26 protein-coding genes are annotated in these 25,994 nt (G+C 35.8%); 15 read left to right on the top strand and 11 right to left on the bottom strand.

The window, feature by feature from the left end; genetic code table 11:
* Window positions 1–9: 9 nt before the first annotated feature.
* From H7U22_RS00505 to pdxA, 4 genes are all read right to left on the bottom strand, one after another.
* Complete coding sequence (locus H7U22_RS00505; RefSeq protein ID WP_187069383.1) at window positions 10–849, bottom strand: sulfurtransferase; 840 nt, start codon at window positions 847–849, stop codon at window positions 10–12.
* A 14-nt stretch (window positions 850–863) separates the two neighbouring features.
* Entirely contained in the window at window positions 864–2,036 is a 1,173-nt protein-coding gene (locus tag H7U22_RS00510) for an MFS transporter (RefSeq protein WP_187069384.1), read from the bottom strand.
* Between the two features lie 87 nt (window positions 2,037–2,123).
* Window positions 2,124–2,624, bottom strand: coding sequence for a DUF3828 domain-containing protein (locus H7U22_RS00515; protein ID WP_187069385.1), 501 nt, complete (start codon window positions 2,622–2,624; stop codon window positions 2,124–2,126).
* Between the two features lie 369 nt (window positions 2,625–2,993).
* Entirely contained in the window at window positions 2,994–4,073 is a 1,080-nt protein-coding gene (gene pdxA, locus H7U22_RS00520; RefSeq protein WP_187069386.1) for a 4-hydroxythreonine-4-phosphate dehydrogenase PdxA, read from the bottom strand.
* Between the two features lie 155 nt (window positions 4,074–4,228).
* Between pdxA and rsmA the strand changes: the two genes are divergently transcribed.
* A complete protein-coding gene (rsmA, locus tag H7U22_RS00525) occupies window positions 4,229–5,008 on the top strand; it encodes a 16S rRNA (adenine(1518)-N(6)/adenine(1519)-N(6))-dimethyltransferase RsmA (protein WP_187069387.1) in 780 nt (259 codons plus the stop codon).
* 340 nt (window positions 5,009–5,348) lie between these two features.
* Here rsmA and dapF read toward each other — a convergent pair whose 3' ends face one another.
* A complete protein-coding gene (dapF, locus tag H7U22_RS00530; protein ID WP_187069388.1) occupies window positions 5,349–6,131 on the bottom strand; it encodes a diaminopimelate epimerase in 783 nt (260 codons plus the stop codon).
* Between the two features lie 246 nt (window positions 6,132–6,377).
* Between dapF and H7U22_RS00535 the strand changes: the two genes are divergently transcribed.
* The 11 genes from H7U22_RS00535 to H7U22_RS00585 all read left to right on the top strand — a co-directional run bounded on the left by H7U22_RS00535 (window position 6,378) and on the right by H7U22_RS00585 (window position 17,857).
* On the top strand, window positions 6,378–7,928 hold the full coding sequence (locus H7U22_RS00535; protein WP_187069389.1) for a trypsin-like peptidase domain-containing protein: 1,551 nt from the start codon (window positions 6,378–6,380) through the stop codon (window positions 7,926–7,928).
* A 368-nt stretch (window positions 7,929–8,296) separates the two neighbouring features.
* The gene (locus tag H7U22_RS00540) at window positions 8,297–8,806 is read left to right on the top strand and encodes a hypothetical protein (RefSeq protein WP_187069390.1); all 510 of its coding nucleotides are present in this window, start codon (window positions 8,297–8,299) and stop codon (window positions 8,804–8,806) included.
* Window positions 8,807–8,864: 58 nt separating this feature from the next.
* Entirely contained in the window at window positions 8,865–10,052 is a 1,188-nt protein-coding gene (locus tag H7U22_RS00545; RefSeq protein WP_187069391.1) for a sensor histidine kinase, read from the top strand.
* Window positions 10,053–10,069: 17 nt separating this feature from the next.
* A complete protein-coding gene (locus H7U22_RS00550) occupies window positions 10,070–10,774 on the top strand; it encodes a LytR/AlgR family response regulator transcription factor (protein ID WP_187069392.1) in 705 nt (234 codons plus the stop codon).
* Between the two features lie 6 nt (window positions 10,775–10,780).
* Window positions 10,781–11,023: a PqqD family protein gene (locus H7U22_RS00555; RefSeq protein ID WP_187069393.1), complete on the top strand. Its 243-nt coding sequence runs from the start codon at window positions 10,781–10,783 to the stop codon at window positions 11,021–11,023.
* Window positions 11,024–11,043: 20 nt separating this feature from the next.
* Window positions 11,044–12,111, top strand: a complete 1,068-nt coding sequence (locus H7U22_RS00560) for an ATP-grasp domain-containing protein (protein ID WP_187069394.1) — start codon at window positions 11,044–11,046, stop codon at window positions 12,109–12,111.
* 244 nt (window positions 12,112–12,355) lie between these two features.
* On the top strand, window positions 12,356–13,666 hold the full coding sequence (locus H7U22_RS00565) for a type III PLP-dependent enzyme domain-containing protein (protein WP_222621769.1): 1,311 nt from the start codon (window positions 12,356–12,358) through the stop codon (window positions 13,664–13,666).
* A 4-nt stretch (window positions 13,667–13,670) separates the two neighbouring features.
* Window positions 13,671–15,824 (top strand): urea transporter, encoded by a 2,154-nt coding sequence (locus tag H7U22_RS00570; protein WP_187069396.1) that lies wholly within the window; start codon window positions 13,671–13,673, stop codon window positions 15,822–15,824.
* Window positions 15,803–16,945: a hypothetical protein gene (locus H7U22_RS00575; protein WP_187069397.1), complete on the top strand. Its 1,143-nt coding sequence runs from the start codon at window positions 15,803–15,805 to the stop codon at window positions 16,943–16,945. Before H7U22_RS00570 ends, H7U22_RS00575 begins: the two co-directional genes overlap by 22 nt.
* Window positions 16,933–17,556 (top strand): tetratricopeptide repeat protein, encoded by a 624-nt coding sequence (locus tag H7U22_RS00580; RefSeq protein WP_187069398.1) that lies wholly within the window; start codon window positions 16,933–16,935, stop codon window positions 17,554–17,556. The genes H7U22_RS00575 and H7U22_RS00580 overlap by 13 nt, the downstream gene beginning before the upstream one ends.
* A gap of 109 nt (window positions 17,557–17,665) precedes the next feature.
* On the top strand, window positions 17,666–17,857 hold the full coding sequence (locus tag H7U22_RS00585; RefSeq protein WP_109925297.1) for a cold-shock protein: 192 nt from the start codon (window positions 17,666–17,668) through the stop codon (window positions 17,855–17,857).
* A gap of 107 nt (window positions 17,858–17,964) precedes the next feature.
* On the opposite strand, the gene H7U22_RS00590 is transcribed toward H7U22_RS00585, so the two are convergent.
* From H7U22_RS00590 to H7U22_RS00610, 5 genes are all read right to left on the bottom strand, one after another.
* Window positions 17,965–18,234: a hypothetical protein gene (locus tag H7U22_RS00590; protein WP_187069399.1), complete on the bottom strand. Its 270-nt coding sequence runs from the start codon at window positions 18,232–18,234 to the stop codon at window positions 17,965–17,967.
* Between the two features lie 70 nt (window positions 18,235–18,304).
* On the bottom strand, window positions 18,305–19,417 hold the full coding sequence (locus tag H7U22_RS00595) for a TlpA family protein disulfide reductase (protein ID WP_187069400.1): 1,113 nt from the start codon (window positions 19,415–19,417) through the stop codon (window positions 18,305–18,307).
* 56 nt (window positions 19,418–19,473) lie between these two features.
* Window positions 19,474–20,283 (bottom strand): DUF695 domain-containing protein, encoded by an 810-nt coding sequence (locus H7U22_RS00600; RefSeq protein WP_187069401.1) that lies wholly within the window; start codon window positions 20,281–20,283, stop codon window positions 19,474–19,476.
* Window positions 20,284–20,285: 2 nt separating this feature from the next.
* Window positions 20,286–20,507, bottom strand: coding sequence for a hypothetical protein (locus H7U22_RS00605; RefSeq protein WP_187069402.1), 222 nt, complete (start codon window positions 20,505–20,507; stop codon window positions 20,286–20,288).
* A 156-nt stretch (window positions 20,508–20,663) separates the two neighbouring features.
* Window positions 20,664–21,347, bottom strand: a complete 684-nt coding sequence (locus H7U22_RS00610) for a tetratricopeptide repeat protein (protein ID WP_187069403.1) — start codon at window positions 21,345–21,347, stop codon at window positions 20,664–20,666.
* Window positions 21,348–21,644: 297 nt separating this feature from the next.
* On the opposite strand from H7U22_RS00610, the gene H7U22_RS00615 reads away from it, so the two are divergent.
* From H7U22_RS00615 to H7U22_RS00625, 3 genes are all read left to right on the top strand, one after another.
* Window positions 21,645–22,325, top strand: a complete 681-nt coding sequence (locus tag H7U22_RS00615; protein WP_187069404.1) for a succinate dehydrogenase cytochrome b subunit — start codon at window positions 21,645–21,647, stop codon at window positions 22,323–22,325.
* A 17-nt stretch (window positions 22,326–22,342) separates the two neighbouring features.
* On the top strand, window positions 22,343–24,322 hold the full coding sequence (locus H7U22_RS00620; RefSeq protein ID WP_187069405.1) for a fumarate reductase/succinate dehydrogenase flavoprotein subunit: 1,980 nt from the start codon (window positions 22,343–22,345) through the stop codon (window positions 24,320–24,322).
* 119 nt (window positions 24,323–24,441) lie between these two features.
* Window positions 24,442–25,212 carry a succinate dehydrogenase/fumarate reductase iron-sulfur subunit gene (locus tag H7U22_RS00625; protein ID WP_187069406.1) on the top strand — a complete coding sequence of 257 codons (771 nt, stop codon included), beginning with the start codon at window positions 24,442–24,444 and terminating at the stop codon, window positions 25,210–25,212.
* A gap of 391 nt (window positions 25,213–25,603) precedes the next feature.
* On the opposite strand, the gene H7U22_RS00630 is transcribed toward H7U22_RS00625, so the two are convergent.
* Window positions 25,604–25,993, bottom strand: coding sequence for an energy transducer TonB (locus H7U22_RS00630; RefSeq protein ID WP_187069407.1), 390 nt, complete (start codon window positions 25,991–25,993; stop codon window positions 25,604–25,606).
* Window position 25,994 lies beyond the last annotated feature (1 nt).

Consider the following 25,994-nt stretch of genomic DNA (forward strand, 5'->3'; position numbering starts at 1 on the left):
TTGAATTGATTACTCTGCCAAAACCATTTCCTTGTTATTTCTACTCCATTCGCTCCACGATCCTACGTAAAGTTTAGGAATTGGTAATCCCGAGTAATCCATCGCCAAAAGTGTATGACAAGCTGTAATCCCAGATCCGCAATGCACAATAATATTTCCTGAATTCACATCCGCTAAAGCTTTCAAATATTTTTCCTTTAAAACATTTGGAGCCAGAAAAGAACCCTCATTGTCTAAATTTTCAGTGAAAGGAATGTTTATTGCGCCAGGGATGTGCCCTGCAATAAGATCAATGGGCTCAGTTAAACCCGCAAACCGGTTTGCATCTCGTACATCAATCACAATATAATCTCCCGTTTTGGCAACTTTTTCTACTTCATCAATATTGGAAACAGGTAAATTCCAAGCTGTTATTTTGTATGGCTCAACAGTTTTTGAAACTTCAATTTTATCGCTTAGTGGGAAACCCGCTTTAACTGCAGCATCGAAACCTCCATCTATTACCTGAACTTTTTTATGAGCGATGGCTCTCAACATCCACCATAATCTAGCGGCTGCGTTTCCACCGTTTTTATCATCGTAAACAATAACATGGCTATTTTCTGAAATTCCAAACTTCTGTAAAACCTTTGCGAACTGATCAAAAGTTGGTAAAGGATGCCTGCCTCCATTGGCGAAATCTTCAATATTTGCTAAATCACTATTTACATCTGCAAAAAGTGCACCTTCTAAATGTTTTTCATCATATCTCGCTTTTGATCCTGCACTAGCATCAATAATAACGATTTCTTCAGAAAGGTTTAATTCGATTAAATCTTTGGGCTTTATAATTGGGGAAATTGAATTCATTTTATGAGTTTTTTTTATTTAGATTTTTTAATCAATGCCAAAAGTCCCAGCAATGGGCCAATCGCCAATACCACATAAAGATATCTACTATTAATTTGTTTTGATAAAACATTAAGGAGTTGAATGCTAATAATAGTAATCGCAAAGCCGATACAATTTACGATTGTTAAGGAGGTTCCTCTAGTTTCTGCAGATGAATATTTTGCTATAAGCGAGGAAAATAATGGGGAATCGGCTGTTGCTGTTAGTCCCCAAATAAAGAAAAAAATTAATAGCAAGGGCATGGAACTTGTTAACAAAATAGGGGAAAGCAAACAACATAAGCCAGAAATGGAAAGGGCAATTGTAGCAGTTCTTTTAGCACCAAAATGCTGAGATAATAGGCCACCAAAAGCACAGCCTAAACTACCTACTCCAATAACTAAAAAACTGAGCAGTGATATGTTGAAGTTTAGATGGTTGTTTGACTTGTAAAAATTTAGTACTAGTGGAAGAAAAGCCCAAAAGGCATATAATTCCCACATATGGCCAAAATAACCAAATGCAATAGCTCGAAATTGTTGGTTTTTGAAGCCTAAAATAAAGTCGGCAAAATTTACTTTTTGACCTGCTTTGCGAAAAGGCCCATCTGGTATAAAAACAAAAAGTATTAAGCCGCCAATTGCTGTAAGAAACGATGTTGCATAAATTACATATTGCCACGGAAAACTTAAACTAAAGCTTTTAATTAGGTGGGGAAAGGCTGTTCCTAAAACTAATGCGCCAACTAAAAAGCCTAGCGATTTCCCTAGCCCTTCTTTATAATAATCTGAAGCGATTTTCATACCTACGGGATAAATTCCGGCTAGCATAAACCCTGTTAAAAAACGAAAACTCATTAAAAATTCAATTGGAATGTTTCTTAAACAAATTCCCAGATTAAATACTGAGGCAATGAGCGCACAAATAACAAATACTTTTGATGGTGAGAAATAATCTGATATTGCAAAAACGGCAAAAATCAGCGTTCCGGCAATAAAGCCAAATTGAACCATGCTGGTTAAATTGGCTAAGAGATTGGTTTCGTGATGGTAATTTTTAGCAATGTCGCCCAAAACTGCATTTCCGGCAAACCATAAAGAAGTGCAGAGAAACTGCGAAACCACAATAATTGGTAGGATAAATTTTAATGTGGAATGAGTTTTCATTTCTATTGACCTAATTGGGATGCCAATATACTAGATTTTCAAAAATTAAGATCCTGAATTTTAAATGCAAAAAACACCTTTGATACTTTATTCTCCTTTGATAAAATCGTGCAGAAATTTTTTAGTATCCAAATTGGTTGGTGATTCTCCTTTGTAAATTACATTATCAATTTTCCAAGTTTTTTCCTTCACGAGACGGATTTCATCTTGCCATGAAGTTTTATAAGTAGCGTTTTTAAAATTTGCTGTAGCAACTGCGGTGTCGCCATCTGTTTTTATTTTTCCTACCGAAACTGACGTCGGACCTTCATAAAGGCTCGAGAAAATATCGCCCTCAATTAAATCTGGCTTATCGGTTGGGTGTGCGCTTTTTATGACCAACTCCTCGCTGATTTTTTCTTTAGCAATTGCTTGATTCATCAAGCTTGATAAATCTGAGCTTAAAAAAGATTTTTTAGCTTGATGATGGTCTGATGTATAGTTTTTATAAAAACTTTCTACAACTGTCTTAATCTCTTGATCTGAATTATTGCAACCAATAAGGCTTAAAATTAAGAGCAACGATGTTATTAAAGATGTTTTTTTCATTCTATTCCGGATTGAACTTCAATACATGAAGTAATTTCAAGGTAAAGCAAGCTCCTTTAAAGTTATCTTTTGTCTATCAACGATAGCTAAAAGCAATGTAAGTTAAGTTTTAGGATGTTTCCGCGAAGCGGAATAGGGAATGAACAACGAAGATAATAATCTTACTCCAATTTGTTGAAATATATTTTACACTTCGCTATACCAAGGTTTATTGCACTGTTTTAGCTAAATTAAACCTGATTGGACGAAAAGCCCCAATTTTTTATTGGGCTTGTAGGGAAAGCAGGGCTTCGGTAACCGATGGAATACCAAGCCTTGCTTTACAAAAAATAAAATGGGTAAGCTATAACTAAGATTTAGCTTTGGTTTTTACGAAGCATCATCTTTAATATCGAACTGGGTTTCTACAACTTTTCCGCCACCGCGTAATTGGTTGCTTAACAGTTCTTCTTGCTCTCTACGGTTTTTTACAATGTGGATGGCCGAAAATAAGGCTTCGGTGAACGAAGTAGAATCGGCCAAATCTTTACCTGCAATATCGTAACCAGTTCCATGATCTGGAGAAGTGCGTACGAAGTTTAAACCAGCGGTATAGTTAACGCCATTATGGAAGGCCAATGTTTTGAAAGGGATTAAACCCTGATCGTGATACATGGCTAAAACTGCATCGAACTGCTTGTAACTGCCATTGCCAAAAAAACCATCGGCAGGATATGGACCAAAACAAACTATACCTTTATCGTAAGCTTCTTGAATGGCTGGAGTGATGATTTCTGCTTCTTCTGCGCCTAATAATCCGTTATCACTTGCGTGAGGATTTAAGCCCAAAACAGCGATTTTTGGTTTCTCGATCCAAAAATCTTTTTTCAAGCTTTCGTTAATCAGTTTTAACTTGCTTAATATTTTCTCTTTCGTGATAGAAGTTGGAACGTCTTTAACAGGAATATGTCCGGTAACAACACCAACGCGTAAATTTTCGCTGATTAAAAACATCAGCACATCTTTACTTCCACTTTTTTCTTGTAAATATTCGGTATGACCAGGGAATTTAAAAGTTTCTGATTGAATGTTGTGTTTGTTGATCGGCGCTGTAACTAAGGCATCAATATCGCCATTAACCAGATCTGCTGTTGCTCTTTCTAACGATAAAAGTGCATATTTTCCGCCAGTTTCAGTTACCTGACCAAGTTCTATTTTTACATCTTCTTCCCAGCAATTAATCATGTTTGCTTTTTTAACCTGAGCTTGGTTGGCATGATTGATTACGTGGAAGCTAAAATCGCCAAGGTTATTTGCTTTTCTATGAAAGGATGAAACCTTAGTATGACCGTAAACAATTGGTGTACAATAATTTAAAATAGCAGGATTGGATAACGTTTTGATAATTACCTCTAAACCTATGCCGTTTACGTCGCCTATGCTAATGCCAATTTTAAGTTTATCGCTCATAATTACTGGAAAATTTTAGCGCAAATTACTGATTTTCGTTTAAAGACTTTAAAAAAAATGAAACCGCAAAGAACACGAAGTTATTCGCAAAGGAATATTAAGCCTATCTTTGAGGTAATTATTTTAAATTTTAAAGCCCCTTTAGGGGTTGGGGTATGAGTTTAGTAAAAGCGAAAAAACATTTAGGTCAGCATTTTTTAACCGATAAGGGCATTGCCAACCGCATTGTAGAAAGTTTGGTAAGTACCGATAAGTACAATCAGGTTTTAGAGGTTGGGCCCGGAATGGGAATTCTGTCTGATTTTTTGTTGCAACGCGAAGATCTAGAAACTTATTTAATAGATATTGATACTGAATCTTTTCATTTTCTAAAGGAGAAATATCCTCAGCTCGGCGATCGCTTAATTAATGGCGACTTTTTAAAATTAGATTTCGACGCCATTTTCCCAGGCAAGTTTGCCATTATTGGGAATTTTCCCTACAACATTTCTTCTCAGATTTTATTTAAGATTTTAGATAATCGCAATAATGTGGTAGAAATGGTGGGTATGTTTCAAAAGGAGGTTGCCCAACGTTGTGCATCGCCATCAGGAACCAAGGAATATGGTATTTTAAGTGTTTTTCTTCAGGCTTATTATAAAATTGAATATCTATTTACCGTTAAGCCTGGAACTTTTAATCCACCACCAAAAGTAAATTCTGCTGTAATTCGCTTAACTAGAAATGAGGTTGAGCAACTGGATTGTGACGAGAAATTATTTTGGCGAGTTGTTAAAGCAGGTTTTAATCAAAGAAGAAAAACCTTACGTAATGCTTTATCTGCGGTTATGCCTCGCGATAAAATGGATGATCATATTTATTTTGAAAAAAGAGCTGAGCAGTTAACCGTTGCAGATTTTGTGGCGCTAACGAAGCATGTAGGTGCTTTGATGTAGATACTTTCTTTAACAGCTATTGCTTTACTTGGATTTCGGTCGGTGGAGACACCAACCGATAGATGAATCGTAAAAACTAGTTGGTTAAAAATTCTGCCTATTCATTGCCGTCGTGCTTCAGCCGACGGATATTTATTTGTGAGAAGCGGTAAAAGGCCTCAGGTTTCGGTCGGTGGAGACACCAACCGATAGATGAATCGTAAAAACTAGTTGGTTAAACATTCTGTATATTCATTGCCGTCGTGCTTCAGCCGATAGATATTTATTTGTGAGAAGCGATAAAAGGCCTAAGGTTTCGGTCGGTGGATACACCAACCGATAGATTGAAATAAAAATATCCTTATCCCACTTCGCCTTCAAATACCAATTTCGCCGGACCGCATAAAAACACATTGGTAAATTTCTCGCCGTCGTAATCAAATTCGATTTTAATATCGCCACCTAAAACTTTAATATCGGTTTTAACATGGCCTGTTTGATTTTTATGTTTTGCCACAGCCATCGCTACCGCGGTAACTCCGGTTCCGCAGGCGTAGGTTTCATCTTCAACGCCACGTTCGTAGGTGCGCACAAACAAATGATCGCCCTTATCTTCAACAAAATTTACATTGATGCCTTTTGCATTGTAAGTTTGGTTATAACGGATGCTTTTTCCTGCGTGGTAAACATCGAAATCTTTTAAATCTTTCTGTAAAGTTACATAATGAGGAGAGCCTGTGTTCAGCACAAAGGCATTGCCATCGTTGGTTATGGTGTCTACGTCAATCATCTGTAAGTCAATCCATTCGCCATTTTCTGAAATTCTGGCATAATGTGGGCCATCAACTGCCAAAAAGTTAGTTTCTTTATCTATGATTCCCAGCTGTTTAGCAAAGGCAACAATACAGCGACCGCCGTTACCGCACATACTGCCCAGCTTGCCATCGGCATTAAAATAATGCATCTCAAAATCATACTTATCATGCTTGGTAACGAACATTAATCCATCTGCCCCAACACCAAATCTTCTGTGGCAAAGTTGCTCAATTAGTTCATTATCAACTTCTTTTAACGGACTCATAGTATGGTCTACCAAAATAAAATCGTTTCCTGCGCCTTGATATTTAAAGAAATTAATTTTCATGAAAGCTTCATTTTTAAATGCAATATTTGAATTGTAGAAAGCAACCAAAGTTAACAGTTTTTTGATTTAACATTTTTTAACACAAAACCAAGTGCTTTAGTTATACAAATATCGTTTATATGGTATTAAATTTGAATAAACTAACGAAAGAAATTTAAGCAGATAAAAACTGCTGGGGCATTCTGCTTAAATCAAAGACGAACGCAATGCTCTCGCGACCTTTATTAAAAAACAAATAATTAACAAATGAAAAAAATATTAGGAATCACAGTTTTGGCTGCATTTATAGGTGGTGCAGCAGCCATTGGGGGTTACAAACTTATTGAGCGTAACCAATTAGGAGGTACAATTTCTGAAAAACAACAATTGTATTTCGCTAACAATCCATTAAAAGTTTCATCAGCAGGTGAAGCAGATTTTACTCAGGCTGCAGCAGCGGTTGCACCAGGAGTAGTACACATTAAAACAACTTATGCAGCATCAGGCAAAGGGCAAGGCGGCTCATCTCCGTTTGATATGTTCGACGATTTTTTCGGTGGTGGCGGTCGTCAGGCACAACGCCAGCCTAGAGCCGCATCTGGTTCTGGTGTAATTATCAGTCAGGATGGTTACATCGTTACTAACAATCACGTGGTTGAAAATGCCGAGAAAGTTGAGGTAATTTTAACAGATAGACGTAAAGTTGAAGCGAAAGTTATCGGTCGCGATCCAAATACGGATTTAGCTTTGATTAAGGTTAATGCGACAGGTTTACCGGTAGTTAAAATGGGCAACTCAGATAACGTACAGGTAGGTGAATGGGTTTTGGCAGTTGGTTATCCATTGGATTTAAATACTACAGTTACTGCGGGGATTGTGAGTGCAAAATCTCGTAGCATTGGTATTATTGGTCGCGAGCAACAACAAGGCAATCAGTTAACAGAAGAGGAATACGAAGAATATCGCCGTACCGGCAAAAGGCCTCAACAACCTGTAAATTCTAGTATAGAAGCTTTTATTCAAACCGATGCAGCGATTAACCCAGGAAATAGTGGTGGTGCATTGGTTAATGCAAATGGCGAATTAGTGGGTATTAATTCTGCAATCGCATCACAAAGTGGCTACAATCAAGGTTATGGTTTTGCAATTCCAGTTAACTTGGCAAGAAAAATTGTTGATGATTTCATGAAATATGGATCGGTTAAAAGAGGTTACATAGGTGTAAACTTTGTGCCTTTGAGTGCTGATAATCCAGAAGAAATTAAAACAAGCGAAATTAATGGATTATATGTAAATGATGTTGTTGCAGGTGGTGGCGCTGAAGCTGCTGGATTAAAATCTGGTGATATTATCAAAAAAGTTGATGGTGCTATTATTTACGATTCTCCAGATTTGCAAGAGAAAGTTGGCCGGTTAAATCCTGGCGATAAAGTTAGATTAACCGTTCTAAGAGATGGTGCTTTAAAAGATTACACTGTAACCTTAAAAGGTGAAGCCAGTGTAGGTGTAGTTGCTAAAAATAATACAGCTAAAGGCGCTGAGATTTCTAAACTGGGTGCAACGTTTGCTCCAGTTTCTGCAGCTCAAAAATCTAAATTTGGCATTGCAAACGGTGTTGTGGTTACAGGCGTAGCCGAAGGTAAAGCATTTGATAGTTATGGAATTCCGAAAGGACTAATCATTACAAAGGTAAATGGCCTAAGTGTAAACAGCGTAGCTGATGTACAAAAAGCATTGCCTCAAACCAAAAATAACATCATCAGAATTGCTGGTGTAGATGAACAAGGAACTTATAATTTCAACTTCCCAGTTCAGTAGTTAAAATAGTAAAAGTTTTAAAAATGCTCTCGAATTTTCGGGGGCATTTTTTTTTGACAATTAATTTCAATGAATGGCTTAACCGTTGGCTGAGAATTAGGGCCAATCCAATAAAGTTCTATTCAAAGCGTTTTTACATTGGCTTTCCATACATAAAATTTTGCTAAACATTATTTTATTAATTATTACCATGCACATTTTAAACTGTTTTAATAAAAGCCACTCTATCCTGTTTTACAAGTTCATCTATTTTTCATAATCAAGCTTTAGTTTCGCTATTTACCGATTGATAATCAGTGTTTACCGATACTCTATAATTTAATATTTAATAAGTGTTCATATTTGAATAAGCAACTAACACCAACATTATGGCATTAGCGTACATTAACCTTAGCTCAAAACAGTATTTCAATTTTATGTGTAAAAACGATTTTGAAAGAAGAATCTATCACGATACATATAAGGAATTTCAAAAGAAATCTAAAATTTATAGTTTAAACCACAGTTTAAATACTTTTGCAGAGATGGTTCAGGCAAATGAAAGAGCGAATGCTCTGCATCAGAAATTGAATTATATAGTAATGAATACCATCGAAGGCTTAGAAAACCAAATGCCAATTCTTAATGATGAGGAAGGAAATTCTATCTTGTTTGATTTTGCTGAATTAAATATATACGCTTCAGATTTATTAAACAAAGCTGGTCACGTAGTTTCGATTACATATACAAGTCCGAAGTTGGTTTTACATGAAATTGTAGGCGATTTGCTGATTTTAAGTTACGATGCAAGAAACAACAATAATGAAACTTTCATCGTAAAAATGAATAATGATATTGTTGTAAACTATGAGAAAAAAAGAGAACTGGTTTACAGCTAGTTCAAATTCCAAAAAACATCTTACCAAATAGCCGGAAAAAATATCATTAATTTGTAGCATGCAACGCTTTAAAACCCCAACTTTCATTATTCATGCAGCAGGTTGGCTTTTATTTCTAACTTTTCCACTTCTGTTTATTAATAACGAGCAATCTGGTCAGAGTAGTTTTTTGTTGCTAGCATCACCATATTACTGGCTTTTTTGCCTTACTTACATGGTGATGTTCTACTTTAATGCTTTGGTTTTAGTGCCGAAGCTGATGTTTAAAAAGCGTTATTTCATATACACAGCGGTTGTTTTGGGACTCTTCAGCTTTGTTTATTATTCCCAGCCTTATGATAATTTACTTGGGCATAATAAAAGTGTAATGGCAGCAATGAAAGGCTTTCAAGATGGTCAGCCAAAAGGGCTAAATCAATCATTACAGCCAGGGAAAGACACTACAGTTGGCCCAAATATTACAATGCCATTTGGACCCTTGCCCAATCAGGATCTTCGGATGCAAGACCCAAACCTTAAAAAACAAAAAGGAATTTTGGATCTTCACCAATCTGAAAATATCGATGTCATCAGTCTTTTTATTTTTATGATGATTATGGGGCTGAGCATTGCTACGAGTACCGTTCAGCGTTGGCAAAATGCAGAATCTAAAGTCGTTAAAGCAGAAGCGGAGAAAGCCACGGCAGAACTTTCTTTTTTGAAGGCGCAAATTAATCCTCATTTTCTTTTCAATACACTTAATAATATCTATACCCAATCTGTAATCAATAGCGAACATACATCCGAAAGTATAATGAAGCTCTCGAACATTATGCGATATGTTACGGATGATGTTACCCAAGATTTTGTAATGTTGAAGGATGAAATTGATTGTGTGAGAGATTATATCGAATTGCAAAGATTGAGATTGGGTGCCGATGCAGAGCTAAATTTTAATGTTCAGGGGAAACCCGATGGAAAAAAAATTGCACCATTAATTTTCATGACTTTTATTGAAAACGCCTTCAAATATGGGGTTACCAAAAAAGAAAAAACGGTTATAAATATTAATCTAAGTATTGAAAACAATAAAGTTGATTTCTCTTGCCAGAACAAAATATATCCATACAAATCTAACTTAGAGCGCAGTGGAATAGGTATTGCCAATACGAGGCAACGTTTAGAACATTTATATCCTAAGCGCCATCAGCTCAGTATCAATAACGCCGATGAAATGTTTTCGGTTAATTTGTGTGTAAATTGCTAACGCTTTTAAATTAAATTATGGCTTTAAAATGTGTAGCTATTGATGATGAGCCTTTGGCGCTCGAACTTATAAAAACCTATGTAGCTAGGTTTCCAGGACTGCAGCTGGTACAGGTTTTTGAGGATGCACTTTCTGGTGCCGAATATTTAAAACAGAATGCTGTTGATTTACTTTTTGTAGATGTTAATATGCCAGATATTACTGGTGTTGAGCTGGTTCGCAGTTTGGTAAATAGCCCGATGATTATTTTTACAACAGCTTACCGGAATTATGCCTTCGAAAGTTACGAACTACAGGCCATCGATTATCTATTAAAACCGATTGATTTTACGCGTTTTACCGCAGCGGTAGAAAAAGCCATAGACTTTCATAAATACAAAAACTCAACTCAGGAAAGCACAAACGATGAAAGTATTTATGTGTATTCTGAGTATAAAATGATTAAAATTTTGCTTCGCGATATTGAATATATTGAAAGCATGGGCGATTACCTTAAAATTTATTTAAGCACAAGTGACAGACCAACGCTAACCTTAATGACAATGAAAAAGGTGCTAGAAAAACTTCCTGCAGATCAGTTTACAAGAATTCATAGAAGTTATATTGTGGCATTGAATAAAATAAAATCTATCCATAACAGGAAAGTTAAATTGGCTAATTCTGAGTTGCCAGTTGGCGATGCTTATGCCGATTTTATTAATCAACAAAAAGGAAATATTTAATAGGTTATGAAACTAAAATCGAATATAGCGACAAGCGAAAATGGATTTATTTTCAATCCAGCAACCGGCGATTCTTTTACTAGTAATGGCATTGCAGCCGAGATTTTGGCTTATATGAAACTGGCTGAATCTGAACAAGAAATTAAAAAACGCATTATAGATAAATACGAAGTAGAGCCTAGTCAGTTGGAACGAGATTGGGACGATTATATGTTGCAATTAAAAGAAGCAAATCTCTTAGACTTGTAAGGCAAAAATTAAAACTAATCATGTACGTTTCCCAAAATAAAAAAGACTCTAAAGCATTAACCATAGCTGTTACAGGCTTAAATGCGAACGATAATCCAGGCCCTGGATTGGCGGTAATTAGAGCTTTGCGTGATGGTTTTGGGAGTGATTTGAAAATTATCGGCTTAGCTTACGAAACATTGGAGCCCGCAATTTATTTAAAAGATCACATAGATAAAACGTACCAAATTCCATATCCTTCGGCTGGGGTTAAAGCTTTGTTAGAAAGGTTAAGCTACATTCAGGAAAAGGAGAATATTGACGTATTGATTCCGAATTTTGATGCGGAACTTCACAATTTTATTAAGATAGAAAAAGAATTATTATCCATTGGAATTAAAACATTTTTACCTTCTCACAAACAGTTAGAAGAAAGAGACAAAGTAAATTTAAAAGCCTTTGGCGATAAGAATAATTTTAAGGTGCCTGCTGATGAAGTGATTTTCAAATCATCAGAAATTGATGTTCCGGCAGAGAAGTTTGGTTATCCTTTATTGGTAAAGGGAAAATTTTATGATGCATATGTAGTTCAAAATGCTTCGGATGCGCACAAGGCTTTTCACAAGTTGCATGCGAAATGGGGCTTGCCAATCATCATCCAAAAATTTATAAAGGGAACCGAAATTAATATTGCAGGTTTGGGAGATGGAATGGGCGATGCAATTAGCGTAATCCCAATGCGGAAAATGTACATCACAGAAAAAGGTAAAGCTTGGGCAGGAATTACTATTGAAGATGAAAAACTGATTGCACTTGCTAAAGATTTCGCTAAAGCAACAAACTGGAAAGGTGGCTTTGAGTTGGAAATTATGAAAGAAGATAATGGCGATTTATACATTATGGAAGTAAATCCGCGTTTTCCGGCATGGATTTATTTAACAGTTGCTTCTGGTCAAAATCAGCCAAAGGCGCTCGTAGATTTAGCCTTAGGAAACCCAATTGATAGTTTTTCCACTTACAAAACAGGCAAAATGTTTGTTCGCTATGCTTGGGATAATGTGGTAGATGTAGAAGAATTTCAGAAGTTTTCTGCTTTTGGGGAACTTTAAATTAATTAACCACAGATAAAAAGGATGAACACAGATAAGATTTAGTTTAACCATGGAAGGCATTTAAGAAAATATAAGAATGGTTATCTCTTTATAGACGATAGGTCAGGTCTTTAAAATCTGTGGTTAAACGACAGTTGTCTTGATACAAAAAAAATAAATTAGAAATCCAAAAGCCCTCTCCTTTGGGGAGGGTTGGGAGGTGCTTATGAAACAAAAATACGAACGGCCAACAATCAAAAAAATGAATACCGGACTGATGAACAAGTTTGGTACGCGTACGGATTTTGATCCTGTTAAAGAGATTGAAGGTGTTACGGTTAAGAGTTTGGTTGAACAATACGGTTCGCCCGTTTTTGTATTGTCTGAAAAGCAGATTAGGAGAAATTATCAATCCGCTGTTCGTTCGTTTAAAACAAGATATCCAAAAGTTCAGTTTGCTTGGAGTTATAAAACCAATTATCTAAATGCCGTTTGCAAAATCTTTCATCAAGAAGGAAGTTGGGCAGAGGTGGTTTCTGGTTTTGAATATCATAAGGCACTTGGAAATGGCGTTTCTGGAAATCAAATTATCTTCAACGGACCAGATAAAAAAGAAGCAGACTTAATCTTAGCAATCGAAAATCATTCACTCATCCATATTGATCATTTTGATGAGCTTTATCTTTTAATATGCATTTGTGATAATTTAAACAAAAAAGCTAAAGTAGCCATCAGAGTAAATTTTGATACAGGTGTCTATCCGATTTGGGATAGATTTGGTTTTAATTACGAAAACGGTCAGGCTTGGACCGCCATAAATAAAATTACCTCAACAATAAACCTCGAATTAGTTGGTCTACATTGTCATATAGGTACATTTATGCTTTCTACGTCAGCCTATTCTATAGCTTCTACAAAACTTTGTACTTTGGCTAAACGTTGCAAAGTTGAACTTCAAAATCCAATTCAATACCTAGATTTGGGTGGTGGTTTCCCATCAACTAATACTTTAAAAGGAGCCTATCTCCCTGGTGTAGATACCGTTCCATCTGTAGAAGATTTTGCAGAAGCGATTACGAACACTATCCTTAATTTCGGTTTTACGCCAGATGAATTGCCTCTTTTAATTTTAGAAAGCGGTCGTGTTTTAATAGATGATGCAGGCTATTTATTCGGTAGCGTAATTGCCAACAAAAGATTAAGTGACGGAAGACGAGCAACAATAATGGACTTTGGAATCAACATTTTGTTCACTTCAAATTGGTATGATCATAAAATAAGTCCGGCACAAGAAAGCTCGCAATACACCGAGGAAACCGTTTTATTTGGCCCACTATGTATGAATATTGATGTGGTTAGAGAAAGCATAAATCTCCCACTTTTAGAAACCGGCGACCAAGTGGTGGTACATAAAGTTGGGGCTTATAACATGACCCAATGGATGCAATTTATTAACATGAGGCCAGCAGTTGTTTTAATAGATCAGAATGGTCAAAGTCATCAAATTAGAAAACCAGAAACACTAGAATATTTAGAGATGATGGAAGAAATACCCAAACATTTGAAATCATAATTACTTGAAAAAACACATTCAATATTACCTACATGCGGGCTTAAATAGCTACGCAATTTTGTTTTTTTCTCAAAACAAAATCTTGGGTGCGCTATTGTTTGTAGTTTCTATGTTTAGTTTAACCGCTGGAATTAGTGGATTAATCTGCGTTATATTTTCAATTGCGTTGGTTACCATTTTGGGGTTTGATAGAGAAGAGATCAAATTAGGATTGTACAGTTTTAATTCATTGCTTTTGGGCATCGGTTTTGGAACATTCTATAACTTCAATTATGCATTTTGGTTTTGGCTTTTTGCCTCAACGCTTCTGTGTATTATGCTCAGCGTAAACATTAAAGCACTTTTAGGAAAATATGCCTTGCCAACTTTATCGGTTCCATTTATCATTACTTTTTGGCTTGTTCTAGTTGCCGTAAATGGTTACGCCGGTATGGGTTTAATGCAGAAAAGTAGTTATGTTATTTTCGAATTAAACACCAATGGCTCATCTCATTTTAGTCAGCTCTGCAAGTTTTTCGATGATTTAAATATGTCGCCTTACGTGGCTTTGTTTTTTAGATCGGTAAGTGCAGTGTTGTTTCAAAATAGCATTCTTGCGGGCATATTAATCAGTATAGGTTTTTTCATCCATTCCCGCATCGGGTTCAGTTTGTTAGTTATTGGCTTCATAGTAGCCTGTATTATAAACCACCTCACCGGAACTTATCCCGAAGGCATAAGTAACTACCATTTAGGTGCAAATTTTATGATGGTGAGTTGTGCCATTGGCGGATTTTTTCTCATCCCATCTTGGCGCTCATATTTATGGGCTATAGTGGCTATTCCGTTTACATTCTTATTGGTTAACGGCTTTTCTAAGCTTCTCGGTTTATACAATTTGCCAGTTTTTTCGATACCATTTTGTTTTGTAACCATCGGGCTTTTGTATTTCTTTATGCTCAGAAAAAAGCCCGGAAAACTGCAACTTACAGCGCTTCAGAATTATTCGCCAGAAACCAATTTATATCAGTTTTTAAATGGACAGGAAAGGTTAAAAGATTTTAGGTACTTAAGGTTAGGATTGCCTTTTATGGGCGCATGGACAGTTTCTCAAGGGTATGAAGGTGCAATTACCCACCAAGGAGAATGGAGCGAGGCATTGGATTTTGTATTGAAGGATTTGGACAATAAAACCTATCAATTGCCCGGAATTAAACCAGAAGATTATTATTGTTTTAACAAACCCATTTTAGCCGTTGCTGATGGTGTTGTAGAGGAAGTAATTAATCATATTGATGATAATGTGATTGGCCAAGTTAATCTTCAGCAAAATTGGGGAAATACGGTCGTAATTAAACACGCGGAAGATTTGTATTCAAAAGTTTCGCATCTAAAAAAGAATTCTGTTAAAGTTAAAGTAGGGGATTTTGTACGGCAAGGGGAAATTATTGGGCAATGTGGAAATTCGGGTCGTTCGCCAGAACCACATCTTCATTTTCAGATGCAAACAACGCCTTATATCGGCTCTAAAACTTTCGCTTATCCATTCGCATATTTTGTGAATGAGCAAAATAATCAACTTCAAAATTTCGAGGTTCCCAAAGAAGGTGAAACCATTCAATCGCCAGAAATTAATGCTTATTTAAAACATGCTTTTAACTTTCAACCAGGCTATATTGCTAAAATTAAAAGTGATAATGGCAAGCACGAAACTTGGGAGGTTTTTACAGATAGCCTGAACTATAATTATTTTTATTGTCATGAAAATCAATCAATTGCTTACTTCATAAATAATCTCAATTCATTTTATTTTACGCGTTTTTATGGAAGTAAACAATCGCTTTTGTATCTTTTTTATCAAAGTGCATATAAAATCAATTTCTCAACACACGCTGTAAATGATGTTTATGCAACAGATTCTGAAAGCTTTAAGCCTAATTTATGGCTGCAAGATTTAATCTCACCATTTTTTACTTACATCAAAAGGGTTTATTCGAATGTATCAGTTTTACAAAGCGATGGATTAGAAATTAACGTTAAAGCAATCGATGAAATATTAGGAAGAAGCAAAAAGTTATTTGATGCAGAAATTAAAATCAGCAATAAAGGAATTACGGATTTAGAACTGCTGTGCAAAAACAAAAAAGTTAAAATTAAATGGGAAACAGACTTAAGTTAACTGCCCTACTTTTAATTGTTTTTGTAACAATTGGCAAGGCTCAAACAGAATTTCAAAAAACAGATAGCATTTCGCTATCGCTCTATAATTCAGCCGAATGGCAAAAATTAATCAATTTTGGTAAAGATGCAATTGCCAAAGGCGATGATTTTCCTTTGCTGAGATTACGGGTTGGTTATGCATCATTTGTAAGAGAAAATTTTACAGACGCATTAACGCAATACAACAAAATTTTAGAAACAGATCGGTTTAATCAAATTGCACTGTATTACGCCTATTTATGTAATGTGTACTTAAACCGGCCAGAAGATGCAGGCTTTTTAGCCCGGCGTTTGGAAGACAAAACCGTAGAAGGAAAAAAAGTAAATCGATTCAGTTTATTATCAGCAGGTGCAGAAACAGGAATAAAATTTACCAATATTTACGAACGCGGAAACTCTACTTATTCTAGGGCATTTGTTGATGTGCGGTTAGGTTACCGATTAACGTTATCGCAATCTTTTACTTATTTTAATCAACCCATTCGTGATGATGATATCGAACAGCCTGGCTATTATGTAAAGCTGAATTACACTCCATTTCAAAAAATAAACATCATTGGCGCTTATCATTATATGCGTTCCAATCTTCACCAGTTGGTTTATCAAAACAACGTTGGTTTGCTTGGATTAAGATATTCGGATGCTGGAGATGATTTGCAGGGTGATTTTATTTTATCTCAAATTGGAGATGAAAAAACTAGACAGTATAATTTAAAGTTTACGAAATATATCACCGGGAATTTAAATTTATATACCATTTCGAGGTTAACGATGATGGATGTAAGCGGTGAGCAGAATTTGGTTTTTCACCAGTTGGTTGGCTTTAAGCCGATTAGGAATCTTTGGTTTGAAGAAGGCGTTACTTTTGGAAATCAATATAATTACGCAGAGGCTGATGGTAGGTATATTTACAACGGTTTCGACAAAACGAAGTTTAAGGTGGTGTCTAATTGTTATTTTTTGTTAAAACAGCATATACTGTTAGGTTTGAATTATACATTTGAGCGTAAATCAGATAATATTTTTAAATTTAATTATTTACAACACTCAATTAACGGAGGCATTACATGGAATTTTTAAAACGTATTTTATTATTTTCTGCTATTGGCTTTTCTGTGTTTGAGGCAAATGCACAGGCAAATTCTGCCTTACAAAAAGCATTTCAAAATAGTTATAACGATGAAGGGAAGAAAAATTACAGTCAGGCAATAAGTGATGTAATGCCTTTTTACGCTGAAAATAATTACGAATTGAATCTTCGGATTGGCTGGCTGTATTATTTGGCAAAGAACTACACCTCATCACAAACCTATTATTTACGGGCGGTAAATATTCGCCCTAATGCTGTTGAGGCAAAATTCGGGTTGGTAAAACCACTGTCTTTAATGAGCAGTTGGGATAAAGTATTAGATCAGTACAATGATATTTTAAGGCTCGACCCGCAGAATACACAGGCTAATTATTGGGCTGGCGTAATTATTTACAATAGAAAACAATATGCTTCTGCATCCAAGTACTTCGCAAAAGTAGTAAGCTTATATCCATTTGATTACGATGGCAACCACATGTTGGGTTGGTCTATGCTATTTTCGGGCAGAAAAGCAGAGGCAAAGGCAAGTTTTGAGCGTGCTTTATTGATAAAACCAGGAGATACCTCGAGCATTGATGGAATAAATCGTGCGATTAAATAGGGCTTAAAACGCAATCAATCAACATATTTAACAATAATTGAAGCAAAAAAAATAAAAAATTGATTTATAGCGATTTAACCGTACCTTTGGGGAAATTAAATACAATATAATGCAACAAGGAACAGTAAAATTTTTTAATGAAACTAAAGGTTTCGGATTTATCACTCCATCAAACGGCGATAGCGAAATCTTTGTTCATGCTTCAGGCTTAATCGACAACATTCGTGAGAATGATTCTGTAACCTACGACGTAGAAGAAGGAAGAAAAGGCCTAAACGCGGTAAATGTTAAAGTAGCTTAAGAAAACTCGAACACATAAATCGTAAAAAGTCCCGATGCAAATCGGGACTTTTTTTGTGGGATGAATTTTAAGAATTTTTGAATCAGGGATGGATTTTTTTAATCGAATTACTTTCTTGAACAGGTAATTGTGCTTCCAGTATTTTGGGTGCGGAAATTAGCTTCTGCCGAATTTACTTCTGCTGTACTACCGCAATCTTCCATATTACTGGTAACTACATTACCTGCATTACCAGAGCTTTGAGAAACACTTGCACTACATTGAATGCAAACATTTTCATCATCTTTTTTGCCACAAGAAGTAACAAACACAACGGCCAAAAGCACAGCTGATAGGCCCATTGCAAGCTTTCGAAATTTTACTTTTTTTAAATCCATGATTCTTTTTAGGTTTTTGTTAATGATTTATAAATTCTTATTGTAAGGGTAAAATAATTTATTTAAGGCGTTATAGATTCTTGTTGATCTCGGCCTCAAGAAAATCTAAGGTCAGATCATTCATAAGTACCTTCCCAGTTTTATCCGTTAGAAATAAATAAGGAATACTATAATTACTTAAATTTTTGGCATTTGGCGATTTCGCTCCTTTCAAGTCTGAATATTGTGGCCAAGTTAGCTTGTCATCCTGAATCACATTTTGCCACCAATCCTTTTTCTTGTCGTACGATACCCCAATAAACTCTACATCTTTATTTTTATAATCTTCGTAAAGTCTTACTAGTTCTGGATTATCTCTTCTTGTTTTGGTATTGTAGGAAGTCCAGCAGATAAACAAATTAACCTTTTTTAAAATTTTCTTTGCGTCGAATTTCTCGCCTCTCAAATTTTCTCCTTCAATAGCTGGCATTTTACTGCCAACCATCATCTGAGTAGATTGATCAATTTCTTGTTTAAGACTTTTTCCCTGTTTGCTTTCTTTAACCCGCTCGCTCAAGCCATCGTAAACCAATTTATAATCTAACGGATTAATATCTACTCTTCCCAATTTATCGAGCAATAATATTGGCAATTCAGAATCAGGGTATTTTTTAGCAAAGTTTTTAATAATTTCAATGTTTAATAAAATCTTTTTTTCTGTCCATCGATCCAAGTTTCGAGCCTTTTGCTCCGCATTATCCGGATTAATAAATTCCATTTCCTTTTGCGCAACTTCCAAACTATCTACTAAATCTTTACTTACATGATCCGATATCTTATAAAATTCAATAAGTTCTTTACCTTCAGTAGATGTAGAATTTTTTATAGGATAAACGCCTCCATTTTGAGCATCAAGAGTTAACTCATAGTTATCTTTGTCCAAGTAAATCCAATAAGACTTTTCATTTCCGCCATCTTTAGTTTTTAGAGAAGCGTAACCGACAACGGGATAGTTGACCTTAAAAGACTGATTGGAATTCGTAATGTTTTCTAACCTAAGAACCTGTCCGCTATTTCCGTTCGATATTTCTATGACGGCATTTTGCCCAAAATTTTTCGTTTTTGCTGAAAAGTTTGCAACATCAGGCTTGCAGGAGGATACAATACAAACAACAAATAAAGCTAAGTAAGGATGTTTTTTCATTTTCGAAGTTTTGAAACGAATATAACGAAAAACTTAGTTGTATAAATGTTTTGAATTTACTTTTCAATCGGACATCCCCAGCCATCATAATAGCTATTAAAATTCCGAGCTTCTTCGGCAAGTTTTATGGTTGTTTCATTTATGGTATCGTACTCAACCTTTTCTGTTTTGGTTAAATGAAGGGAAAACGAATGATCAAATTCCGAGCCTTCGCTTTGGTTTTCTATACTGAAGCCTAAACCATCTATCTGATTGATAAAACTAGATCGATCTGATGAAGCCTTAAAGAATAAATAATGATCAACCTTTCTAGGTAAATCATGATTATCTCCTGCTTTTCTTAAATTTTCTAAAACCCGTCTATTTAACATGGTTTGATACTGACTTGGTAAAGGATATAAAAAATTTAAATAGGCAGTCCAATTGGTGTCTTCCTTTACCCCAAAATCATATTCGTAAGTAGGATAAGCAACCATCACTTCAGAAATGGTTTTATCAAACAATAAGCTATCGCTGAAATAGAAATATAAATCTCGATGGCCATTGGAAGTTAACCGACCTGGATAAACGCAATCGAATTTTTGAGTTAGCGCATTAACCAAACGGTCTTCAATTTCATAAAGTTTATCACTTTCTTCCGTTGAGGATAAACCATCTTCTCTTGGATTGTTCATTTGAATTGAAATCCATACTAAGCTTGCCTTATCTTTTATGGGTGCAATGGATTTAAAACCAAGATCGAGTAGAATAGAGCCCAATTTATGGTCTACATTAGTAAGGTAAGTATCCCATTCTTCTTTATGAGTAGGGAGCTTTGAAGTTGCATCCTGTTGCTTATTGCCGAATAAATTTTTAAATAATCCCATAATTAAAAAGGTCTTGATTGTTGATTTGCTTTTGCTTGTTTCTGTTGATCATTTTTTTTCATCGCGTAGCCAACTAATCCCAAAAAAGTAAGCACTAATGGAACAAGCCAACGGGTAAAACCAGTATTAACCTGTGCTGGGGCGAAATGCAAAATATCGTTGGCAACAAGAACGGCTGCTAGAATTAAAAATAGAAATGGATAACGCGTAAATAATCTTCTCATTTTTTTATTTTGGAATCAAAAAATCTAAGTCATGGTTTTTCCATGATTAGCTTTGGGATAAAAAATGAATAGGGATTTGCGAATTTGTGATTTGCATGAGCTAAAATAAAAAATTTAAGCTCAGAAACGAAATTAACGACTTGGTAAATATTTAAATTACTTGCATTTTTTGTATAGCGCTTCCTCATAACCTGGCGTAATTTGTTTGCCACCAAGTTTTTTACATTCTAAGAAATATCGTTTTGCATTCACGCAGTCGTCCGTAATATAATATAAAACAGACATTTTAAAAAGTGTATTTTGGTTCGTAGGATCAAATTTATAGGATTGTTTAAATAAAGATGTAGCCATTTTTAAATCTGCAGCGCTTTCACTTTTATCATATTTGGAAACGTAAATTGTTGCCTTGTCAGTTAATATATCAGAACTTTTAGGGTTAATCTTTAATCCTTCATCATACTGCTCAATTGCAGATTCAAAATCACCGAGCCTAAAGTAAACGCCTCCAAATCCCCATTGTACATTTTCGTTTTTTGGATCTAATAACCAAGCTTGATTGAAACGATACATAGCGGTTTTTAAATCACCCTTATTTAAATAACTAAAGCCTAGCTGCACCAACAGTTCTGAAGCTTTTTTGGGGGTTCCCTCACGTTCTGTGTAAGATTTAATTAATTCGGCGTCAGCAACTTTTTCGGCTTCAGATTTAATTGCATTTCCATATTTGGGAGCTAATCTGATATTGGTTTGTGCTTCTTTTTTCCAACTCTCGGCATCGATTTCCTGAGCCATGGTTGTGTATGAAAGTAAACTCAGCAAAGCAATAATTAAATTTTTCATTGAGATCGTTTTATACTGCCAAGATAACAGTAATTTATATTACTCGTAAGTTTTGCGTTATAATTTGGGCGCCTTCTAAAGTGCCGTAATATTAAACTTGCTAAGTGAAAGATGGCTTGTGCAATCGCTTTCCCCCCTAAATGAAAGCATAAATAATCAAAATTCTTTCGGTTTCTAGCAATATGGCTTTAGAATGTTTCTAAATAAATACTTTATCGCTGTTTTGTCATAATGCTTTATAAATTAAGGCTATAATTAAATACTTTTGCAAGAAATTTAGATATAAATCCTAATCAAATGAGTGGTTTCGGAAATGCTTTTTCCTCTTCTATCGGAAAAAAATTTATTATGGGTGCTACAGGTATATTCCTAGTACTCTTTTTAATTGTGCACTGTGGTATTAATGCTTTGATATTTTTAGATGATCAAGGTTTAACGTTTAACATCGGCGCACACTTTATGGCTACCAACTGGATTATCAGGGCTGGTGAAGTTATTTTAATGCTTGGATTGCTTGTGCACATTTTTCAGGCTTTACGATTAACATTACAGAACAATAAAGCTAGGCCTGTTAAATATGCGGTAAATGATGGTAAGGCAAACAGTAAATGGTATAGCCGTTCAATGGGCTTACTTGGTACATTGTTGCTTATTTTTCTTGTTGTTCACTTAAAAGATTTTTGGGTAGTTTCTCGTTTTACAGGAATTCCTTCTGTAGATGCAAACGGCCACGAAGATTTATATGCGGTAATGAGAGATAAGTTTCAAGATCCTGTTAGAGTTGCGGTTTATCTTTTAGCGATGGTTTCTTTGTGTTATCATTTGCTACATGGTTTTGCATCAGCATTCCAAACCATGGGCTGGAACCATTCAAAGTATAACGGTATAATCAAAAGTGTGGGTGTTTGGTATTCAATTATCATTTCGATTGTTTTTGCAGCAATGCCCCTTGCTTTTCACTTTGGTTTAATTAAATAATTTTAAGCACGAAAGATATGTCAGATCTTAATTCAAATATACCGGAAGGCGAATTAACCAATAAATGGACAAAATTTAAGTCATCAGTGGCTTTGGTTAATCCATCGAATAAAAGAAGTATTGAAGTAATTATTGTAGGTTCTGGTTTAGCAGGTGCTTCGGCAGCAGCTACTTTAGCCGAGATGGGTTATAAAGTAAAATGTTTTTGTTTTCAGGATTCTCCACGTAGAGCGCACTCCATCGCTGCTCAGGGAGGTATTAATGCAGCAAAAAATTATCAAAACGATGGCGATAGTACTTATCGCTTATTCTACGATACCATTAAAGGAGGCGATTACCGTGCTCGCGAAGCAAATGTGCATCGTTTAGCAGAAGTAAGCGCAAACATTATAGATCAATGTGTGGCTCAAGGTGTTCCTTTGGCTCGCGAATATGGTGGCTTGTTGGATAACCGTTCATTTGGAGGCACGCAAGTTCAACGTACGTTTTATGCTGCGGGTCAAACTGGTCAGCAATTATTATTAGGTGCATATTCTGCTTTAGAACGCCAAATTGGTATGGGTAAAGTAGAGATGTACACTCGCCACGAAATGCTGGAGGTTGTTAAAATCGATGGTAAAGCTCGTGGAATTATTGCACGTAACTTAATTACAGGAGAATTGGAACGTCACTTCGGTCATGCCGTGGTTTTAGGAACAGGTGGTTACGGAAACGTATTCTATCTTTCTACCAATGCAATGGGAAGTAATGTTACTGCAGCGTGGAAGGCACACAAGCAAGGTGCTTATTTTGCAAATCCTTGCTACACTCAAATTCACCCAACCTGTATCCCAGTTTCGGGTGATCATCAATCAAAATTAACGCTAATGTCTGAATCATTACGTAACGACGGTCGGATTTGGGTGCCTAAAAAGAAAGATGATAACCGTAAAGCTTCAGAAATTCCTGAGGATGAAAGAGATTATTATTTAGAGCGTCGCTATCCTGCTTTTGGTAACTTGGTTCCTCGTGATGTGGCTTCGAGAGCGGCTAAAGAACGTTGCGATGCCGGTTATGGGGTTGGTGCTTCTAAACTTGCTGTTTATTTAGATTTTAAAGCAAATACAGAACGTTACGGTAAAATTGAAGCTTCGAAAGCTGGTATTCACAATCCAGATAAAGAAACGTGTATGCGTTTGGGGACTGCCGTGATCAAAGAGAAATACGGTAACCTGTTCGATATGTATGCACAGATTACTGGTGAAAATCCTTACGAAACACCAATGCGTATTTATCCAGCGGTACACTATACAATGGGTGGCCTTTGGGTTGATTATAACTTAATGACTTCAGTACCTGGATTATATTGCACAGGCGAGGCAAACTTCTCAGATCATGGAGCAAACCGCTTAGGTGCATCTGCTTTAATGCAAGGTTTGGCCGATGGATATTTCGTTCTGCCTTACACCATTGGAGCTTACCTTTCAAAAGAAATTTCGGTAAAGGCAATTCCTACAGATCACCCTGCATTTGTGGAAGCTGAAGCTAAAGCAAAAGGTATTTTAGATACATTAATCAATATTAAAGGAACCAAATCTGTAGATCATTTCCATAAGCGTTTGGGCCACATTATGTGGGAAAAATGTGGAATGGCTCGTAATGCAGAAGGTTTAAACGAAGCAATTACAGAAATTAGAGCTTTGCGTGCTGAATTCTGGAAAGATGTTCGGGTTCCTGGAACTAGCGATGAGTTAAACACCGAATTGGAAAAAGCTGGTCGCGTGGCCGATTTTATAGAATTAGGTGAGTTAATGTGTATTGATGCTTTAAATCGTAATGAAAGTTGTGGCGGTCACTTCCGTGAAGAGTATCAAACGGAAGAAGGTGAAGCTTTACGTGATGATGTGGATTACGCATACGTAGCCGCTTGGGAATTTAAAGAAGGTGTAAACTTTGAGCTTCATAAAGAAGAGTTGAAGTTTGAAAATATTAAAGTAGCACAAAGAAGTTATAAATAGATGTGAGAGGGTAGATATGAGAAAATGGATTTGAGATATGAGATAAGGCGATTGCCAAATGCTCAAGTCTCACATCTCAAGTCTCACATCTCAAATCTAATGTCCAAAATCTCAATATCATGAGTACAGGAAATATGAACTTAACGCTAAAAGTTTGGCGTCAAAAAAACAATAAAACTACAGGTGCTTTGGTTGATTATAAATTGGCCGATATTTCACCGGATATGTCTTTTTTGGAGATGTTCGATGTTTTAAATGAGCAATTGATTAACAAAGGTGAAGAACCCGTAGTATTCGATCACGATTGTCGTGAAGGAATTTGCGGAATGTGTTCAATGTTTATCAATGGCCGCCCGCACGGACCTAAAGATTTGGTTACTACTTGCCAATTGCACATGCGTTCTTTTAAAGATGGTGATACCATTGTGGTAGAACCTTGGAGAGCGGCTGCATTTCCGGTAGTTAAAGATTTAACGGTAGATCGTTCTGCATTTGATAGAGTTATTGCTGCAGGTGGTTTTATTTCTGTTAATACAGGGAATGCTCAAGACGCAAACAATTTGCCTATTCCAAAAATGCAGGCTGATGCTGCTTTCGAGGCTGCTGCTTGTATTGGTTGTGGTGCTTGTGTAGCTACCTGTAAAAACGCATCAGCAATGTTGTTCGTTTCTGCAAAGATCTCTCAGTTGGCACTATTACCTCAAGGACAGCCAGAGCGTTATCGTCGTGTACAAAGCATGGTCGCACAAATGGATGCTGAAGGTTTTGGTAACTGTACCAATACTGGTGCTTGCGAAGCAGAATGCCCTAAAGGAATTTCTTTGGAGAACATAGCCCGTATGAACCGCGATTTCGCATCAGCAAAATTCGTTTCAGAAGAAACGGTTTAAAAAATATACTGTGCATCCAGTTTAATCGCTGGATTCTTGAGCCTTCACCTAGTGAGGGCTTTTTTGTTTTAGCCCACTGAATTTAATATTTTTTAATTAAAATTTCAGTCCAATTTAATGGGATATTAACGAGAAATTAACCTTTTGAAAACATACGAAAGCACTTTATTTTCAATCGAAAGATTGAATAACAAATCTGATACAAAATAAAAGTTTGCGAAACTGATAATATTCCTATGTTGGCATATTAAAATTTTATCTATTTAGAAATTTTATTCTGTAAAATTTGTATATACCTTAAAGATTTTATAAATTTAAACTTCCGAGACAGGAGAGAAACCATGAAACCCCGACTATTTTAGCTGGGGTTTTGTGGTTTTTACGAACCTGATTATGGCGACGGCTCAAGTCTAACAAATGTACTGTACTTAACGCTCACCGCTATTCCATTATTTAAACCGGGCTTCCATTTCGGAGATTTTTTTAAGGCTTTTAAGATCGCAGCCTCAATTTTGGGATGGGTACTTTTTTTAATTTTGGCGTTGATTAATTTGCCATTCTTATCTATAATAAAAGATAAATAGATTATGCTCCCCATGTAGCTATCCTCATCTTTTGGAGATACAAAATTGTTGAAAAGAAAAGCGTAAAATTTAGTTTTACCACCAATAAACTCAGGAGGATGATCAACTTCCGTCATGTCATATACCTGATCATCTTGGATAGTTTTACTTTGATATCCTGACAATAAAAACAGAGCTATAACTACAGGTTTGATCATT

This window comes from Pedobacter fastidiosus (genome assembly GCF_014306625.1).
Lineage (GTDB): Bacteria > Bacteroidota > Bacteroidia > Sphingobacteriales > Sphingobacteriaceae > Pedobacter > Pedobacter fastidiosus.